The sequence below is a fragment of the Actinoplanes flavus genome (assembly GCF_017592555.1).
Taxonomy (GTDB): Bacteria; Actinomycetota; Actinomycetes; order Mycobacteriales; family Micromonosporaceae; genus Actinoplanes; species Actinoplanes flavus.
This window is the reverse complement of the sequence record NZ_JAGFNS010000004.1, coordinates 40,715-58,922: the sequence shown is the minus strand read 5'-3', so window position 1 is coordinate 58,922 and position 18,208 is coordinate 40,715. Positions and strand designations below refer to the sequence as shown.

The window sequence follows — 18,208 nt, the reverse complement described above, 5'->3', positions numbered from 1 at the left end:
TCCCTGCGTGATGAAAATCGGGTTGCCGCCGCGCCGCGGTTCCCACATTCTTAAGCAACTGAACGAAGTCCGTCAACGCCGATGTGACCGGAGGTCCGATGGTCGATTTCGTGCACCTGAGCGCTGCCGGCGTGAGCTTTGTGCTGGACTTTCGCGGCCCCTCGCTGCCAGCCGTCGTGCACTGGGGCGAGGCCCTGGGCGACCTCGGCCCCGAGGAGCTGGCCGAGGTGGCGCTGGCCACAGCGCCACAGCCGATCGGGTTCTCCGCCGACTCCCCGGTCCGGGTCTCCATCCTGCCCGAGCAGTCGGCCGGCTGGCTCGGTCATCCGGGTCTGGCCGGGCATCGCGACGGCACGGCGTGGTCCAGCGCGTTCTCCGTGAGCGGCGTGGATCGGAGTGCTCACGGCGTACAGGTGAGGGGTTTCGACGAGACCGCGGGCCTGGAGCTGGTGATCGAGATCGAGTTGCACCCGGCCGGGGTGTTGCGCGCTCGCGCGCGGCTGACCAGCACGGCGCCGGGCACCTACTGGCTGGATCATCTGACGCTGTTCCTGCCGGTGCCGCCGGAGACCACCGAGTTGCTCGACTTCACCGGCCACCACCTGCGGGAACGCTCCCCACAACGGACCGCTTTCACGCACGGCCTGCGGGTCCGGGAGAACCGGACCGGCCGCACGGGCTACGACTCCGCCTATCTGCTGTGCGCCGGCACGGCCGGGTTCGGCAACCGGCACGGCCGGGTCTGGGGTGTGCACACCGCGTTCTCCGGCAACGCGCGCACGGTCGCGGAGCGCAACTATCACGGGCATTCCGCGCTGGGTGGCGGTGAGCTGCTGCTACCCGGCGAGATCGGGCTGCGCGAGGGCGAGTCCTACACGTCCCCATGGGTGTTCGCGGCTTTCGGCGCCCACGGCCTGGACTCGCTGTCGGAGCGTTTCCACAGCTATCTGCGGTCCCGGCCGGGCCATCCCACGCGGCCACGCCCGGTCGTGGTCAACACATGGGAGGCGGTCTACTTCGATCATGATCTGGGCCGGCTCACCGAGCTGGCCAAGGCGGCCGCGACCGTCGGCGCCGAGCGGTTCGTGCTGGACGACGGCTGGTTCGGGTCCCGCCGCGACGACACCTCCGGCCTCGGCGACTGGACGGTCTCGCCCGACGTGTGGCCGGACGGGCTCGATCCCCTGATCAGCGTGGTCCGTGACCTGGGCATGGAGTTCGGCCTCTGGGTCGAACCCGAAATGATCAATCCCGACTCGGACCTGGCCCGTGCCCACCCCGACTGGATCATGGCCGCCGGCGACCGGCTCCCACCGACGGCGCGCTCCCAGCAGGTGCTCGACCTGCACAACCCCTCGGCGTACGCCTACGTGCGCGACCGATTGGACACGCTGCTCAGCGAGCACGCCATCGGGTATCTGAAGTGGGACCACAACCGCGACCTGGTCGACGCCGGCCATCCCGCGTCCGGGCGTGCCGGTGTGCACGACCAGACGCACGCCGTCTACCGGCTCCTCGACGAGCTGCGCGCCCGGCATCCCGGTGTGGAGATCGAGTCCTGCTCGTCCGGCGGCGGCCGCGTCGACCTGGAGATCCTGGCCCGCACCGACCGCATCTGGGCGTCCGACTGCATCGACGCCCACGAACGGGTGGCGATCCAGCGGTGGACCAGCCTGCTCGTGCCGCTGGAGCTGATCGGCTCGCACGTGGGCGCGCCACGCTCGCACACCACCCAGCGAGAGTTGCCGCTGGACACCCGCGCCGGCACCGCCATCTGGGGCCATCTCGGCATCGAGTGGGACCTCACCGTGGCGACACCCGGGGAACTGTCCCGGCTGGGCGAGTGGGTGGCCCTCTACAAGGAGGTCCGGTCGCTGCTGCACACCGGCACGCTGGTGCACGGGGACGTGGCCGATCCGGCGTATTCGCTGACCGGCGTGGTGTCCGCATCCGACGCCCTGTTCGCGGTGACCGCGACCGCCACCAGCGAGGCCTACCCACCGGGCGCCGTCGCGCTGCCCGGCCTCGACCCGGACCGGCTCTACCACGTGCGACCACAGCCACCCGGTGACGTGCCCGACGGCAACGCCGCGGCGTGGGGCGCCGCCCTGCCGTGGTGCACATCGGCCGGCGTCCGGCTGAGCGGCCGTGCGCTGGGCACAGCCGGCCTCCGGCTCCCGGTCCTCTACCCCGACCGGGTGCTGCTGATCCGCGCCACCCCGGCCGGAGGCACCACATGACGGTGGCCGTGTCGCCGGGTTCCTCGCCGTGCCGCTGCCTCGGCCCCTCGGGGGTGAACCCGCCGCGGGTCCGGGTGGGCGAGCCGTTTGACGGCGAACGGGATCGATGATCGAGTGACGGAATCCGCGTCTCGGACGTGGCGGCGCCCCCACCCACGCCTGTGCGGGCAGGATGGTGGCGCGATGACGGAGGGGTTCGGCGACATGGTGGTGGCTGGGTGAGGGAAGCGATCGGAGACGCTACGCCGGTGGGCCGGCCGGGCCGGGGGCGCCGTCCCGCGGCGCGGGAGAGCATCCTCGACGCGATCCGCGCCTCCGAGCCGCTGAGCCGCGTCGAGCTGGCCGCGATCACCGGGCTCACCGAGGCCGCGGTGTCGATGACCGTGCGCCGCCTCCTCGATGAGGGCCTCGTCGTGGAGACCGGCCGCGCCCCGACCGGCGGCAAGCCACGCACCCTGCTGCGCCTGGACCCGGCCGCCCGCCTCGCCGTCGGCGTCCACCTGGACCGGGACGTCACCACGTTCGTCCTGACCGGCCAGACCGGCGGCGTCATCTCCCGTCTCGCCCGCCCCGCACCGCCCGGCGACCTGCTCCCGCACCTCGCCGACGGCATCGGCACCCTGCTGGCGGCCTCCGGCGTGGACCGGGCCCGCTGCCTCGGCCTCGGCGTCGTCTGGCCCGGCCCCCGTAACGGCAGCGTCCGCCGCACGCCCGAGGCCGACACTCCACCGGCAGCGGGCGGCGTAGCGGGATCGACGGAGATATCCCATTTCGGAGGCCCGGGCAGTCCGTCGGTCTCACTGAGCCCGGAGGCCACACCCCACACCCGTCGGCCCACCGCAACCGGCCCGGAGGCAGCACTCCCTCATCGGCGGGCGGCGGCCCCCGGCGCGGAGGCCCGACCACCGGCGAGCCGGGCGGACTGGGCCACCTCGCCCGGTGCCGCGGAGGCGGCGGGCACACCGGCCCACGTGGTCAGCGTGCAGGCGTTGCCGCACGCGAGCGACGACGCCCACCTGCGTGGTTGGGACGCGCCGCCGCACCTGCGGGGATGGGACGCCGACGAGCTCGGGCGGCGGCTCGTCGAGGAGAACGGCTGGCCGGTGCTCGTGGAGAACGACGCGACCGCCGCCGCCGTCGGTGAGTACTGGGTGGCGCGGGTCGGGCCGGAGCAGGCGTTCGCGGCCCTGTACATGGGCAGCGGCATCGGCGCGGGGATCGTCGTCGAAGGTCGCGCGATGCGGGGTGGGCACGGTGCGGCGGGCGAGTTCGGCCACGTGTGCGTACAGGTCGATGGTCCGGAATGCTGGTGCGGCAGTCGCGGGTGCCTGGAGGTCCTGGCCGGGCCCCGCACCGTGGTGGCCGCGGCCCGCGCCGACGCCGCGGCGGCCGCGGAGGCCGGCCTCGGCCAGTCCGCGCCACGGAGCGTGACCGCCGACTTCGCCGCGGTGGCCCGGGCCGCCCGGTCGGGCGCTCCGCGATGCCTCGCGCTGCTGGAGGATTCCGCACGGTACGTGGCGGCCGCCGCCGAATCGGTGGTGAATCTGCTCGACATCGACCTGGTGGTGCTGACCGGCCCGGGTTTCGCGGCGGCGTCATTCGTCTACGGCCCGGCGATCATGCGCCGGGTTCAGCCCGCGGACCGCCGGACATGGCACCGCTCGGCGACGGTCACCGTCTCCCTGGCCGCGGCGACCGCCTCGGCGACCGGCGCCGCCGCCCTGGTCCTACAGTCCCACCTGCGCCGCTGACAGCTCGAACCCGGCTCGCTGTCGCACCCGCAACAGGGCCAACTGAGAACCCGGCTCGCCGTCAGAGCTGTCTCAAACACCCGAACCAACACCCACGACCAGCTGAGGCAGCGGGCTGGCTGTCCGTGCTTGATCAACCCCCTCGAGACAACACTGAGGACCAGCTGAAGAGGGTGCTCGACCGGCTCGAGCGGCAACGAGCAGACCCGGCCTAGGATTCGGATGGTGAACGGTGCGCTCGGGAAGCTCTCAGCAAAGCAACGGGATCTGCTGGATCGATGGATTCCGGGTGCGACGGTCGTGAGGGACCACAGCTGGGGCATCGTCGAGACCACGGTCCTGGAGATGACACGTGGCGCCGACCGCTACATCGTCAAGGCCGGCGGCGCGCGGGACCACCACATGGCCCGGGAGATCCGCGCCCACCGCGAGTGGCTGTCCTCGTGGACCAGCCGGGGCCGGGCCGCCACCATGCTGCACGCCAGCACAACGGCGAAGCTGCTGGTCACCACCTACCTGCCCGGCGTGCTGCTGCTGGACAGCGAGCACGCCACCGACCCGGCCGCCTTCCGTCAGGCGGGCGAGCTGCTCGCCGTGCTGCACGGCCAGACCGCGACCGTCGACGAGGGCTACGAACAGCGCGAGAACGGCAAATCGCTGACGCTGCTGGACGGACGGCACCGGATCGCCCCGTCAATGGTGGAGCGGCTTCGAACTCTGATCAGGAGCTGGCCGGCCCACCCGGCGACGGTCGTGCCGACGCACGGCGATTGGCAGCCCCGCAACTGGCTGGTCCACGACGGTGTCGTCAGCGTCATCGACTTCGGCCGGGCGGCGCTGCGCCCCGCGTACACCGATTTCGGTCGTCTTGTCGCCCAGGACTTCCGTGACGATCCCCGCCTGGAGCGGGCCTTTCTCGAGGGGTACGGCGCCGACCCCCGTGCGGACGACGGCTGGCGCCGCAGCCGTGTCCGGGAGGCGATCGGCACCGCCTGCTGGGCCTACGACAAGGGCATCGAGGATTTCGAGGCCCAGGGTCACCGGATGATCGACGAGGCGCTCACGGCGGTGTGACCGGAGCGAGCCCGCTGAGCAGGTCGTCGCCGACGGACAGCAGCCGGTCGAGTTCGGCGGCACTGCTGAGACTCGGGTAGAGGAAACTCGCCTGCCCGTCGGCCACATCGACCGCCGGGTAGCCCACCCAGCCGAGCCGGTTCAGCAGGTCGGTGCCGGCGAGCAGCCCCGCGAGGCTGCCGGAGACGTCGTAGCCGCCGCCTCGCTGAGGGTCCAGGTGCAGGTCACCGTCGAGTTCCGGCGCCTCCATGGTGATCACCACGGCCAGCACCGTGGTGCCGGAGTCGATGCCGAGGTGCGATGTGAAGCCGGAGTCCACGATCGCGGCCACCACCGCGGCGCTCGCCTGACGCCGGCGGAACTTCCCGTGGGCGGCGCCGCGCTGCCGCAGCCCGGCCAGCCCGGCGAGCCGCCCGACCGGCACGGTGGGCTCGTAGGCGGCCGCGTCCCACGTCCATCGCCGGGCCTCCGCCTGGGCGCGCAGGGTTCGCACACTTTGGCCGGAGACACGCAGTTTCCCGATCTCCTTGCCGGCCATGCCGAACGCCAGCACACCTCGGATGACCACGGCGGCGAGCCCCACCATGGCACCGATCACTGCCCAGTCCATGCTGCCCCCACAACGTTTCGGACTCGCCCACCTTGGTACTGCACAAGGTCAAGATTCCGGCAAAACCACAGCATGCGTACGGGAATCGCGCAACGCGGGTGAACCAGCCGTTCCTCCGCCGCGCACCGGCGAGACCGCCCTGATCCGGGCCTTGGCCCGAGCGATCGTGGACTGCCGGTCCTAGGCTCTGTCGTGCCCGCGGTGCTCGGCGAGTTCCAGGTCGATGAAGGCGCTGATCATCGCCCGGTAGACCCGCTCGACGACCTCCGGTGACCCGCCCGCCGTGACGGCCAGGCCGCGCACCTTGGCGATGACCTCCTCGACCCGGGCGGGCGCCCGCACCGCCTGCTCGTCGGTCTTCAGCGCGGCGGCCCGCCGGACCAGCCGTTCCCGGGCGGCGAGCCGCTGCACCACCTCGGCGTCGATCGCGTCGATGGCCCGGCGGACTTCGGTGAGATCGGCATTCATGCCGGTCATCCTGCCAGCAGGTGTCCCAGCGCGGGCCGTCCGGCCCTGACGGGAGCGGCCGCGTGCGGCGTCTACTGGCGGAAAGGGCCAGTGGAAGGGATCTGCGATGAGAGCGCTCGTCGTCTACGAATCCATGTTCGGCAACACCGCCGCGGTGGCGAACGCGGTGGCCGAGGGGCTCGCCGGTGCCTTCGAGGTGACGCTCGCCGACGTGCGCGAGCGGCCGCCGGTCGCGGGCGTGGATCTGCTGGTGGTCGGTGCGCCGACCCACGCGTTCGGGTTGAGCCGGCCGTCGACCAGGGCGGACGCCGGGAAGCAGGGCGAGGTCCGGGCCGGAGCGCGGGAGACCGGTATCCGGGAGTATCTGGACGCCGCTTCCCCGCTGGCCGGCCTGCCGGTGGCTGCCTTCGACACCCGGATGGACACCCGGTTCCCGACCGGTTCGGCGGCCCGCAAGGCGCTGCGCCGGCTGCACGGTCTGGGCGGGCAGCCGGTGGTGCCGGCGGAGGACTTCCGGGTCGGCGGCATGACCGGCCCGCTGGTCGCCGGCGAGATCGAGCGCGCCCGTCGCTGGGCGCGGAAGGTCGCGGACCGGCACACCAGCTCAGCGGCATAGCCTCCCGAGACACCCCACCGCCTCAGCGGCACAGCCTCCCGAGAGGCCACACCGCCTCAGCGGCGCAGCTCGCCGAGACGGCGTTCCGGGTTGGGTGCGGCCTCGGCGAGGGTACGCGTGTACTCGTGCCGTGGATGGAGGATGACCTCGTCGGCGGGCCCGCGTTCGACGACCCGGCCCTGGTAGAGGACGAGGATCTCGTCGGAGAAGTGCCGGGCGGTGGCCAGGTCGTGGGTGATGTAGAGGACGCCCAGGTCCTCCTCCCGTTGCAGGGTGGCGAGCAGGTTGAGCACGCCGAGCCGGATCGACACGTCGAGCATGGAGACGGGTTCGTCGGCGATCAGGACGCCGGGTGACGGCGCGAGGGCGCGGGCGATGGCGACGCGCTGCCGCTGCCCGCCGGAGAGTTCGTGCGGCCGGCGGCGGGCGAAGTCGGCCGCCGGTGTGAGCCGGACCCGTTCGAGCAGGTGCAGCACCCGTTGGTGGACCTCGGCGTCGCTGAGCCCGCGCTGGTGCAGCCGCACCGGCCGGGTGAGGTGGTGCTCGACGTCGTGGAACGGATTCAGCGACGCGAACGGATCTTGAAAAACCATCTGCACGGTACGCCGATAGCGCGCGAGTGCGGAGCCACGGCGGGCCACCGGTTCACCGTCGAGCAGGATGTGCCCGGAGGTGGGCTGTTCGAGCTGCAACAGCAGGCGGGCGATGGCGGACTTGCCGCTGCCGCTCTGCCCGACCAGTGCCACGGTGCGCCCGTGGTCGAGGGTGAAGCTGACGTCGTCGACGGCGCGCAGCGTCCGCGTACGCATGCCGTTTCGAAGTCGATAGTCCTTGCAGAGCCCGCGCACGTCGAGTGTGGTCATGCTGATTCCCTGAGAAAGGAGCCGCGGTCGCCGGTGAGGCTGGGGAAGGACGCCAGCAGCTGTTTGGTGTAGTCGTGGCGGGGTGACGTGTAGAGCTGGTAGGCGTCGCCGAGTTCGGCGATCGCGCCGTCGCGCATGACCGCGATCCGGTCGCTGATCTCCAGCAGCAGCGGCAGGTCGTGGGTGATGAAGACGACGGCGAAGCCGTGTTCGTCACGCAGCCGGGTGAGCTCGCGGAGGATCTCGCGTTGCACGACGACGTCGAGCGCGGTGGTCGGCTCATCCATGATCATGATCTGTGGCTCCAGGGCCATGGCCATGGCGATCATGACGCGCTGCCGCATGCCGCCGGACAGCTCATGGGGGTACGAGGTGAGCCGTGCCCGGTCGACGCCGACGGATTCGAGCAGGTCGCCGCAGCGCAGGCGGCGGTCGCGGCGGGACATGGCGGGCCGGTGGGTGGTGAAGATGTCCTCGAACTGGTCGCGGATCGAGATGACCGGGTTGAGGGAGTTCATGGCGCCCTGGAACACCATGGAGATCTTGTCCCAGCGGGCGGCCCGCAGGTCCTCCGGGCTGAGATCACCCCAGTCGATGTCGGCGCCGTCGCGTGAGTGGAAGACCGCCCGCCCCGACGTGATCATGGCGGGTGGTTTGAGCAGGCGCACGATCGCGTAGGCGAGGGTGCTCTTGCCGCAGCCGCTCTCCCCCGCGAGGCCGAGCACCTCGCCGCGCCGCAGGGTCAGCGACACGTCCCGGACGGCGTGCACGACCGGGTCGACCAGGTAGTCGACGCTGAGGTTCTCGATGGTCAGGACCGGTTCGCTCACAGCGTCGACTCCTTGGCCCTACGGAGCTGCTCGCGGGACATCCGCCAGCCGCGGCGGGCACCCCGGGTCTGGTTGCGCAGCTTCGGGTTGATGATCTCGTCGATCGAGAAGTTGATCAGGGACAGGGCGGCGCCGAAGAGGGCCAGCATCAACCCCGGGGGTACGAACCACCACCACGCGCCGAGGCGCAGGGCGAGCCCGTTCTGCGCGTAGTAGAGCATGGTGCCCCAGGTGAACGACTCGGTGGCGCCCAGCCCGAGGTAGGAGAGGCCGGCCTCGCCCAGGATGGCGAAGATGACCGCGAAGACCACCTGGGAGGCGAGCAGGGGGATGAGGTTGGGCAGGATCTCGACCAGCAGGATCCGCCATCGTCGTTCCCCGGCGACCCGGCTGGCCAGCACGTAGTCACGGCTGCGCAGGCTGAGGGTGGAGCCGCGCAGCACGCGCGCGGACCCGGCCCAGCTGGTGATCGCCAGGACGATCGCGACGAGCAGGAGGCTGCGATCGGCGACGTAGGCCGAGATGACGATCACCACGGGCAGCCCGGGGATGACCAGGACGACGTTGGTGAACAGGGAGAACGCCTCGTCGAGCCAGCCGCCCGCGTACGCCCCGACGATGCCGAAGAAGCCGGACAGGATCAGGGTGAGCAGCCCGACGACGGCGCCGACGATCAGCGAGCCGCGGGTGGCGTGGGCGAGCTGGGCGAGCACGTCCTGCCCGGTCTGGGTGGTGCCGAGCAGATGCTCGGCGCTGGGTGGGGTGAGACCGATGTCGTCGACCTTGGCCGGGTCCTGGACGAACAGCGGCCCGACCAGCCCGAACAGGGTGATGAGCCCGGCGATGATCAGGCCGGTGGCCAGTTTGCCGGTCATCGGCGGCCAGGTGAGGCGGCGGCGTGGAACGGCGAGGTTCACGGTGACGGTGTCGGCGGCGGCCATGGCGTTCCCTTCCTCAGCCCCGCGCCCGGATGCGCGGGTCGATGACCGAGTACAGGAGGTCGACCAGCAGGTTGGCGCCCAGTACCGACAGCGTGATGATCAGGAGAATGCCCTGCATGAGGGCGTAGTCGTTGCCGCCGACCGCCTGGAGCAGCGCCGACCCGATGCCCGGGTAGGAGAACACCGCCTCGGTGATGATCGAACCGGCGACCACGAAGCCGAGCGAGATGGCGAACCCGGAGATGGACGGCAGGACGGCGTTGCGGGCCGCGTACCGCAGCATGATCCGCCGGGAGCGCAGGCCCTTGGCCTCGGCCGTGACCATGTAGTCGTCGGACAGGGTGGAGACCATCATGTTGCGCATGCCGAGCATCCACCCGCCGATGGACGACAGGATGATGGTGAGCGCCGGCAGGGTGCCGTAGTAGACGACCGAGGCGAGGAACGGACCGTTCCAGCCCGGGGTGACGTTGTAGACGTCGTAGCCGCCGTTGAGCGGGAAGACCGGCCAGACGCTGCCGAGCAGGAAGAGCAGGATCAGGGCCAGCCAGAAGTACGGCACGGACTGGAACATCGTGGTGACCGGGATCAGGTTGTCCATCCACGAGCCCCGCTTCCAGCCGGCGAGGGTGCCCAGGCCCACGCCGGTCAGGAAGGAGATGATCGTGGCCAGTCCGATCAGGCCGATCGTCCAGGGCAGGGTCTGCCCGATGATCGAGCTGACCGGGGCCGGGAAGAAGACCAGAGAGACGCCCAGGTCCCCGTTGGCCAGTCCCGCAAGGTAGTCGCCGTACTGGGCCCACAGCGGCCGGCTCGAGTCGGTGCCCAGCATCGCCTCGATCGCCTCCCGGGACTCCGGCGTGACCGGCCCCTTCTGCCCCAGCTTGGCCAGCATGATCTCGACGGGGTCGCCGGGCATCATCCGGGGGATGAGGAAGTTGAGGGTCAGTGCCGCCCAGAGGGCGACCAGGTAGAACCCGAGTTTGCGGGACAGGTAGCGCACGGCCGGGCTACTTCGCCGGCGTGATGGTGGCCAGGACGATGCCGTTGTCCCAGATCTTCCAGGAGGCGGGCAGCGCGTACTTGTTGTCGTTGCTGGGCCAGCCGGTGGCACGGCTCGTGTTGAACTCGGTGAGCAGCGAGTTCACATAGATCGGGATGTACGGCAGGTCCCGTACGATCTCGGTTTGAATGATCTTGTATTGCTCTTTCTGGGTGGCCTCGTCGTTGGTGCCGGCCGCCGCCGTGATCGCCTTGTCGACCGCATCGTTGTGGTAGCGGGCGAAGTTGCCGCTGGTCCGGGCGCTCTCGCCGACCTTGGCGGTGGTGCCGCTGGCGTACTTCGGCTGGTAGATGTGGTACGGGTTGGAGTTGGCGCCGAGCCCGATCGAGTCCAGCGAGAGCTGGAAACGGCCCTGCACCTGGTTGTTGTTCCACTCGTTCCAGGACAGCTGGGTCGGCTTGAGCTCGATGCCGACCTCCTTGAGCTGCTGGGCCATCGTGTCGTTGAGCGAGATGTAGTCGCTCCAGCCGCTGACCGTCTGGATGGTCATCGACAGCCGCTCGCCACCCTTGGCGCGGATGCCGTCGGCGCCCTTGGCCCAGCCGGCCGCGTCGAGGATCTGGTTGGCCTTCGCGGCGTCGCCGGTGCCTGGGATGGCCTGCTGGGACGGGTCCGCGATCCACTTCTGGTCGCGCTCGGGCAGCAGCATGGTGGGCGAGGCGGTGGCCGCGAACCCGCCGCCGGCCAGCTTGTTGAGCTGATCGCGGTTGATGGCGTGGTAGATCGCCTGGCGCACGGCGGGGTCGGTCTGCGGGCCCTTGCAGCCGTACTCGGTGCCCGAGCAGGTGAAGATCGACGTCGTCATGGTGGGCGTGTTCACATACGACAGATCCTTGTGGTTCTTCAGCAGCTGGTCGAGGCCGGGCAGGTAGGAACTCATCCAGTCGACCTGGCCGGCGGTCAGCGCGGCGCTCGCGGCGTCGGCGGTGGCCAGCGAGATGTAGCGCACGTTCTGGATCCGCGGCTTGCCCGGCTGCCAGTAGTTCGGGTTCTTCTCGATGACGAAGCTCTGCGCCGAGAAGGACTTCAGCTTGAACGGGCCGGTGCCGACCGGGTTCTGGTTGATCGTCTTCTCGGGGTCGGGGATCTTGCTCCAGATGTGTTCGGGGATCATCGGGGTGTGGCCGATGATGGCCGCCTCGTCGGTGAACGACTTGGTCCCGAAGGTGATCACCGCGGTCTTGTCGTCCTTGGCCACCGCGCTCGTGATGTCCAGGTTGGTGGCGTTGATCGCCTTGGTGCGCTTGATCAGGTCGAAGGTGAAGGCCACGTCCTTGGCGGTGAAGGGCTGCCCGTCGGACCACTTGACGCCCTCGCGGGCGGTGATGGTCAGCTCGGTGCCGTCGGCGTTCCACGAGTAGCCGGTGGCGAGCATCGGCTGCGGCGGCGCGTCGGTGGCCAGGTTGTACCAGAACAGCGCCTCGTACATGGTGCCGTTGGTGGGTTGCAGCTGAGTCGGTGAGAACGGGTTCCAGTTCTCCACGATGGCGCCGTTCGCGCCGTTGAACACGGTGATCGAGCTGTCGGCGGCGCCGGACTTGTCGTCGCCGTCGGCGCCGGTGCAGCCGGCCAGCAGGAGCGCCGCGGCGGCCGCGGCGAGGATCCGGCGTGCGCTGGGGATGGACATCGTCGAGTTCCTCCGCGAGTGGGGGTGCGCGGACCATCCGCTGCCCGGGGCGGGAAGCAGGGATCGTCTTCGATGCTGATCATTATTAAGCGGCTTAAGTTTGCGGTGTCAAGGCCGACTTGCATCGACCATGATCGACTGAGATTCTGGGTTGACCCACTTAGTTAAGTCCTTTTAGATTCTCCCGGCAAGCCCCCGTCCCCATCCCCGTCCCCCGGAGGATCCCCATGAGAGCGAAATGGTGGGGTGGCCTCGCGGCCGTCCTGACCACCGCCGCGGCCGTCCTGACGCTGGCCCAGCCCGCCCAGGCCGCGGCCGGATTCACCGTCTCCGGCACCCGCATCCTGGATGCCAACGGCAACACGTTCCTGATGCGTGGCGTCAATCACGCCCACACCTGGTATGCGGGCCAGACCAGCACCTCGCTGGCCAACATCAAGGCCCTCGGCGCCAACACGGTCCGCGTCGTGCTGGGCAGCGGCCAGCGCTGGACGGCCAACTCCGCCTCCGACGTCACCACCGTGATCAGCCAGTGCAAGGCCAACCGGCTGATCTGCGTGCTGGAGGTGCACGACACCACCGGTTACGGCGAGCAGTCCGGCGCCGCCACCCTGGCCCAGGCCGTCGACTACTGGATCTCCATCAAGAGCGCCCTGACCGGCCAGGAGAACTTCGTCATCCTCAACATCGGCAACGAGCCGTACGGCAACGGCACCGCGGCCGCCAACTGGACCGCCGACACCAAGACGGCCATCACCCGGCTGCGCGCCGCCGGCTTCCAGCACCAGATCATGGTGGACGCGCCGAACTGGGGCCAGGACTGGCAGTTCATCATGCGCGACAACGCCGCCTCGGTGTTCGCCGCCGACCCGCAGCGCAACACCGTCTTCTCGATCCACATGTACGGCGTCTTCGACACCGCCGCCGAGATCAACGACTACCTGGGCCGGTTCCAGACGGCGAACCTGCCGATCGTGGTCGGCGAGTTCGGGCACGACCACTCCGACGGCAACCCCGACGAGGACACCATCTTCGCCACCACCCAGCAGCGCGGCATCGGCTACCTCGGCTGGTCCTGGTCCGGCAACGGCGGCGGCGTCGAGTACCTGGACATGGTCACCAACTTCAACCCGGCGCAGCTGACCACCTGGGGCCAGCGGATCTTCAACGGCGCCAACGGGATCAAGGCCACCGCGAAGGAGGCCACGGTGTTCGGCGGGGTCTCGCCGTCGCCGTCGGTCAGCTCCTCCTCCGCCTCGCCGTCGCCGAGCACCAGCAACCCGCCCCCGCCCGGCGGCTGCACCGCCACCTACGCGATCAGCAACCAGTGGGGCGGCGGCTTCCAGGGCACGGTCACCGTCAAGGCCGGCAGCAGCGCCATCACCGGCTGGACCGTCACGTGGACCTGGCCCAACGGGCAGCGCTTCACCAACACCTGGAACACCACGGTCACCACTTCCGGGGAGACGGTCACCGCCCGCAACGCGCCGTACAACGGCACGCTCGCCGCGGGCGCCACGACCAGCTTCGGGTTCACCGCCTCCAGCGGGGCGACGAACGCCGTACCGTCCCCGGTGAGCTGCGCGGCCTCGTAGACTGACGGGCGCCGATGTGGAGGTGCCGCCCGGGTGGAAGCCGTCGCTGTCGGGGTCCGGAGAGGCCCGAGTTCCTACCTGGCCCGCCTGCGCCTCGACCGGGCCACGGTGGAGAGCAGGTTCGGGCTCCGGTTCGAACCCGTCGACGACGATCTCGGCCCGGCGGCACTCGCCCTCATCCGGCTGGCCGGCGGCGACCTGATCGGTTTCGGTCGCCTGCAGTACGACGCCGAGCCGGGGGTCGAGGTCGTGCACTACACGGCCCGGCCCCCGCGCGAGGTGGTCGCCGAACTGCTCGCCGAGTCCGGCCTCACCCACCAGGACCTGAGCTGGATGAGCGGCGGGCTGCCCGGAGCCGAGTTCGAGCCGGTCGCCCGGTCGGTCACCGAGGCGGTCCTCTACCTCACCGGCGAGCCGGACGGCGAGGCTCGGATCACGGCCGACCGGACAGCGGTCCGGCACGGCGAGCGCACGGTCCTGGTCGACCCCGCCTCGGACGGGCTGCTCGACGCCGCCCAATGGCAGGAGCACTCCCGCCGGTGCGCCCGGCGGGCCGCCGAACTGCTGCGGGTGTTCGGGCAGCGCCGGCCCACCGCCGCCGAACACGAGCGGGCCCGCCACCTGCTGGAGTGGGCCGTCGACGGCGCCGCCGAGGTGTCCCGGCTCGTGCCCGCCGGGACCGGGCGGGTGCCGGTGCGCCACCTCTGGACGGCCGCCGGGCTCGAGGCACTCCGACAGCGGGCGGCGGACTTCGGCGTACCCCGCATCGATCGTGAGCTGGCGCGGCGCCGCCTGGATCTCGCCGAGTTCGTGGCGGTCTTCGGACCGCCGCCGGCGGAACGCACCGCCCCGATGAAGCCGCCGCTGGCCCGGTCCGGCTACGACGCCAGCATGTTCCTGGACTTCCAGGAGTGCCGCTGCGGCGGCAAGCTGCTGTCCTTCGGCGAGCGCAGCCTGCCGGCGGGCGACCACGAGGTGCTGACCGTCAAGGCCCGCTGCACCCGCCGGGTGTGGCACCGCTTCCGGTTCCGGTTCACCGTCCGCCCCGGCACGCTGAGCACCGCCCACTGGCAGATGTCGCCGCGTGCCGAGCCGTCGCACGTGGTCGATCCCGGTCAGTGGCTGGTGATGGCGACGGTGTACGCGGCCGGCGACGAGCAGACGCACGCGATGAACATGAAGTTGGCCGCGTCCTCGGTCGAGGAGGCGATGCTGTTCGTGCCGCCCGGCGCCGACGTCGTACCGGAGGAGGAGATCCGGGGCCGGCACGGGCTCCAGATGCACGCCGCCGAACCCGATCGGTTCCGGTGGCCGCGGATGCTCGCCGCCCGCGACGACTACCTGGCGGCGTCCGGGCCGGAGGATCCCGGGCCGGAGCTGCACCCGCTGCCGGCCCGGGGCGTCACCGAGGCGCTGATGTTCATGGACCTGCACCGGTGCGTGTGCGGGGAGGCCGAGTTCCACCGGCAGGTCCAGGAGCGCGGCGGCGACCCGGCCCGGCTCACGCTGCGCTACCACGGGGTCTGCCTGGCCTGCCGGCGCGAGCGCGGGTTCGTCTTCACGGTGCCGCGCGACGACCCCGACCCGGACCCCCTGGGGTACGGGCTGAGCATGCCCGGCGACGGGCCGTCCGCCCTGCTCGACGCCGGTCAGCTGTGGATGATCGGCGAGATGAACGCGGAACGGGCGAACCAGCTCGAGCACGCGGCCGCCGGCGACTGGGACGACGACAGCTGGGAGGCGATGCTGGCCGCCCTGGCCACGTCGGTCGCCGTCTACGACGAGTTGCTGGCCCTGCTGCCGCCGGGCGCCGCCGCCGTGCCGGACGACGAGTTCCGCACCCCGGTCGGCCGCTCGCGGCTGCGCCACCGGCCGGAGTCGTTCACCCGCGCTCACCTGTCCGCCGAGCACGCCCGCCGCCGCCACCGGCTCGACGAATTCCTGGCAGACGTCCCGGAACCGGACTGACCCTTTACTTATTCAGTAAACAGTCTTAATAATTGCGCATGCGTCGATCCGTGGTTCTCTCCGTGGCGGCTGTGCTGGCCGCCGCGTGTTCTGCCGTATATGTGGCCTCCACCGCCAGCGCCGCCGCCGCGTGCGCGCCCGCCTGGAGCGCCTCCGCCGTCTACGTCAAGGACAACGTCGCGTCCAAAGGCGGCAACAACTACACCGCCAAGTGGTGGACCCAGGGCGAGGATCCGGCCGTCAAGAGCGGCCAATGGGACGTCTGGATCAACAACGGCGCCTGCGGCGGCGTGGTGAACCCGTCGCCGTCGCCGTCGTCGTCCTCGGCGTCCCCGTCGCCCTCCCCCTCGACGTCGCCCTCCCCCTCGACGTCACCCAGCACCCCCATCCCCGTCGGCGGGCTGCCCAAGCACGCCCTCATCGGCTACCTGCACGCCAGCTTCGCCAACGGCGCCGGCTACCTGCGGATGGCCGACGTACCGGCCGAGTGGGACATCATCAACCTGTCCTTCGGCGAGCCGACCAGCGCCACCTCCGGCGACATCCGGTTCACCCTCTGCCCCGCCACCGAGTGCCCGGGCGTCGAGACCGAGGCCGAGTTCATCGCCGCGATCAAGGCGAAGCGGACGGCCGGCAAGAAGGTGCTGCTCTCCATCGGCGGTGCCAACGGCCAGGTCCAGCTGACCACCACGGCGGCCCGCGACAGGTTCGTCAGCTCGGTCAGCGCGATCATCGACAAATACGGGCTGGACGGCGTCGACATCGACTTCGAAGGCCACTCGCTGTCGCTCAACACCGGCGACACCGACTTCAAGAACCCCACCACGCCGGTCATCGTCAATCTGATCAGCGCGATCAAAACCCTCAAGACACGGTACGGAGCGGGCTTCGTCCTCACGATGGCGCCCGAGACGTTCTTCGTCCAGCTCGGCTACCAGTACTACGGTTCCGGACCGTGGGGCGGCCAGGACCCGCGGGCCGGCTCCTACCTGCCGGTCATCTACGCGCTCCGCAACGACCTCACCGTCCTGCACGTCCAGGACTACAACTCCGGCTCGATCATGGGCCTGGACAACCAGTACCACTCGATGGGCGGCGCCGACTTCCACATCGCCATGACCGACATGATGCTGGCCGGATTCCCGGTGGCGGGCAACACCGCGAACATGTTCCCTGCGCTGCGCGAGGACCAGATCGCGTTCGGCGCGCCCAGTTCGGTCAGCGCGGGCAACGGCTACGTGGCCCCGGCCGGCGTGCAGCAGGCCGTCAACTGCCTGGTCAAGGGCAGCAACTGCGGTGGCTACACGCCGCGCAGCGGGCTCAACCCGAACTTCCGCGGCCTGATGACCTGGTCGATCAACTGGGACCGGTTCTACGGCTGGGAGTTCAAGAACAGCCACGAGCCGTTCCTGAACGCCCTGGGCTGACGAGGGCGTAGGTCTGGAGGGCGGCGAAGGCGGCGACGACCGCTGCCTGCGCCGCCATCCAGACTCGACCCAGGGTGGTCGCCTCGATCGCGCCGGCGCTCAGCACGCCGATGCTGAGCAGAACCCAGGCGACGTTGGCCCCGATCACCGCCCGGACGGCGGCACGGCTGACCACCGGGCGGGTCGCGATCACCCCGACCACCATGGCGTACACCACCAGGAACGCGCCGGCCCAGCGCTGCACGGAAACCGGATAGCCGAGAACGCCGGTCAGCGCACCGGCCAGCGCCACGTAGGCGATGCCGTTGACCCCGGTGACCACGGCATCCGCTTTCAGCACCCACCGCAGCAGCACATCGTCGTTCACCGTGGCCGTGGCCGGAACCCGGTCGGAGACCCGCATCGATCCTCCCCTTTTCACCGTTGGCGAATGTCACTGGAGAGGACGCTAACGACGCCGCGCCGGGCACACGATTACCGCACAGGTAAAGCTCTTGCGCCGCGGCTCTACCGTGGTCGGGTGATCATGGAGGAACGAAAGCCGTCACCGCTCAGCGGTTTCCGGATGCTGATCGGCGGGGTGGCCGGCTTCATCGTGCTGCTGCTGATCCTGAACCCGGGGTATCGGCAGGAGGACTGCTCCAACTACGGCGGCAACGGCAACGGCACCCTCTTCGACGACGAGCGATGGGACCTGTTCTTCCTGGTCGCTCCCCTGTTCTGGATCCTGCTGATCATCGTGGAACAGGCGCTGCCGTGGACCTGGCGGGGCCGCTCCGGATGGGAGGTCACCGCCCGGGGGTTCGGCGCCGTCCTGCTCGCGGTGCTCCTGTATTGCACGCTGTTCATGCGCCTGCTGGTGCTGTGCCACTGATCGCCCGGGCCGGCCCCATCCGGCCATCGTTTGCGCGCGTCGAGCCCACCCGGCCACTGATCGCGCAAGCCCGCCTCACCCGGCCGCCGATCGCCCGGTCCGGCACCACCCGGCCACCGATCGCGCGGACCGGCACCACTCGGCCGCCGATCGCGCGGACCGGCACCACCCAGCCATCGATCGCGCAGGCCGGCCCCATCCGGCCGCCGATCGCGTGGGCCGGCCCGCCCGGCCACCGATCTCCGCCCGGCGGGCGCGGCA

At 70.6% G+C, this 18,208-nt stretch carries 16 protein-coding genes; 8 read left to right on the top strand and 8 right to left on the bottom strand.

Going from position 1 to position 18,208, the window contains the following annotated elements; all coding sequences use genetic code 11:
• The first annotated feature begins 98 nt into the window (after positions 1 to 98).
• From J5X75_RS07475 to J5X75_RS07465, 3 genes are all read left to right on the top strand, one after another.
• A complete protein-coding gene (locus tag J5X75_RS07475; protein ID WP_208466572.1) occupies positions 99 to 2,240 on the top strand; it encodes an alpha-galactosidase in 2,142 nt (713 codons plus the stop codon).
• A 218-nt stretch (positions 2,241 to 2,458) separates the two neighbouring features.
• Positions 2,459 to 3,991: an ROK family protein gene (locus J5X75_RS45880; RefSeq protein WP_208466571.1), complete on the top strand. Its 1,533-nt coding sequence runs from the start codon at positions 2,459 to 2,461 to the stop codon at positions 3,989 to 3,991.
• 300 nt (positions 3,992 to 4,291) lie between these two features.
• A complete protein-coding gene (locus J5X75_RS07465) occupies positions 4,292 to 5,065 on the top strand; it encodes an aminoglycoside phosphotransferase family protein (RefSeq protein ID WP_208466570.1) in 774 nt (257 codons plus the stop codon).
• Here the strand turns inward: J5X75_RS07465 and J5X75_RS07460 are convergent.
• Positions 5,052 to 5,675: a hypothetical protein gene (locus J5X75_RS07460; protein ID WP_208466569.1), complete on the bottom strand. Its 624-nt coding sequence runs from the start codon at positions 5,673 to 5,675 to the stop codon at positions 5,052 to 5,054. The genes J5X75_RS07465 and J5X75_RS07460 overlap by 14 nt on opposite strands.
• 180 nt (positions 5,676 to 5,855) lie before the next feature.
• Complete coding sequence (locus tag J5X75_RS07455) at positions 5,856 to 6,143, bottom strand: chorismate mutase (RefSeq protein ID WP_208466568.1); 288 nt, start codon at positions 6,141 to 6,143, stop codon at positions 5,856 to 5,858.
• Between the two features lie 106 nt (positions 6,144 to 6,249).
• On the opposite strand from J5X75_RS07455, the gene J5X75_RS07450 reads away from it, so the two are divergent.
• Positions 6,250 to 6,759 carry a flavodoxin domain-containing protein gene (locus J5X75_RS07450; protein ID WP_208466567.1) on the top strand — a complete coding sequence of 170 codons (510 nt, stop codon included), beginning with the start codon at positions 6,250 to 6,252 and terminating at the stop codon, positions 6,757 to 6,759.
• Positions 6,760 to 6,815: 56 nt separating this feature from the next.
• On the opposite strand, the gene J5X75_RS07445 is transcribed toward J5X75_RS07450, so the two are convergent.
• Genes J5X75_RS07445 through J5X75_RS07425 form a run of 5 tightly spaced genes read right to left on the bottom strand, consistent with a single transcriptional unit; the run spans position 6,816 to position 12,083 of the window.
• A complete protein-coding gene (locus J5X75_RS07445; RefSeq protein WP_208466566.1) occupies positions 6,816 to 7,622 on the bottom strand; it encodes an ABC transporter ATP-binding protein in 807 nt (268 codons plus the stop codon).
• Positions 7,619 to 8,452, bottom strand: coding sequence for an ABC transporter ATP-binding protein (locus J5X75_RS07440; protein WP_208466565.1), 834 nt, complete (start codon positions 8,450 to 8,452; stop codon positions 7,619 to 7,621). The genes J5X75_RS07445 and J5X75_RS07440 overlap by 4 nt, the downstream gene beginning before the upstream one ends.
• Positions 8,449 to 9,393 carry an ABC transporter permease gene (locus tag J5X75_RS07435; protein WP_208466564.1) on the bottom strand — a complete coding sequence of 315 codons (945 nt, stop codon included), beginning with the start codon at positions 9,391 to 9,393 and terminating at the stop codon, positions 8,449 to 8,451. Before J5X75_RS07435 ends, J5X75_RS07440 begins: the two co-directional genes overlap by 4 nt.
• A gap of 13 nt (positions 9,394 to 9,406) precedes the next feature.
• A complete protein-coding gene (locus J5X75_RS07430; RefSeq protein WP_208466563.1) occupies positions 9,407 to 10,396 on the bottom strand; it encodes an ABC transporter permease in 990 nt (329 codons plus the stop codon).
• Positions 10,397 to 10,403: 7 nt separating this feature from the next.
• Positions 10,404 to 12,083: an ABC transporter substrate-binding protein gene (locus J5X75_RS07425; RefSeq protein WP_208466562.1), complete on the bottom strand. Its 1,680-nt coding sequence runs from the start codon at positions 12,081 to 12,083 to the stop codon at positions 10,404 to 10,406.
• Positions 12,084 to 12,310: 227 nt separating this feature from the next.
• Between J5X75_RS07425 and J5X75_RS07420 the strand changes: the two genes are divergently transcribed.
• The 3 genes from J5X75_RS07420 to J5X75_RS07410 are packed head-to-tail and all read left to right on the top strand — an operon-like array spanning position 12,311 to position 17,073.
• A complete protein-coding gene (locus J5X75_RS07420; RefSeq protein ID WP_208466561.1) occupies positions 12,311 to 13,678 on the top strand; it encodes a cellulase family glycosylhydrolase in 1,368 nt (455 codons plus the stop codon).
• A gap of 33 nt (positions 13,679 to 13,711) precedes the next feature.
• Positions 13,712 to 15,646, top strand: coding sequence for a hypothetical protein (locus J5X75_RS07415; protein WP_208466560.1), 1,935 nt, complete (start codon positions 13,712 to 13,714; stop codon positions 15,644 to 15,646).
• A gap of 38 nt (positions 15,647 to 15,684) precedes the next feature.
• Positions 15,685 to 17,073, top strand: coding sequence for a glycosyl hydrolase family 18 protein (locus tag J5X75_RS07410; RefSeq protein WP_208466559.1), 1,389 nt, complete (start codon positions 15,685 to 15,687; stop codon positions 17,071 to 17,073).
• Here J5X75_RS07410 and J5X75_RS07405 read toward each other — a convergent pair.
• Entirely contained in the window at positions 17,033 to 17,476 is a 444-nt protein-coding gene (locus tag J5X75_RS07405) for a hypothetical protein (protein ID WP_208466558.1), read from the bottom strand. The genes J5X75_RS07410 and J5X75_RS07405 overlap by 41 nt on opposite strands.
• Positions 17,477 to 17,599: 123 nt before the next feature.
• Here J5X75_RS07405 and J5X75_RS07400 point away from each other — a divergent pair, with 123 nt between their 5' ends.
• The gene (locus tag J5X75_RS07400) at positions 17,600 to 17,947 is read left to right on the top strand and encodes a hypothetical protein (protein WP_307797991.1); all 348 of its coding nucleotides are present in this window, start codon (positions 17,600 to 17,602) and stop codon (positions 17,945 to 17,947) included.
• Positions 17,948 to 18,208: the final 261 nt, after the last annotated feature.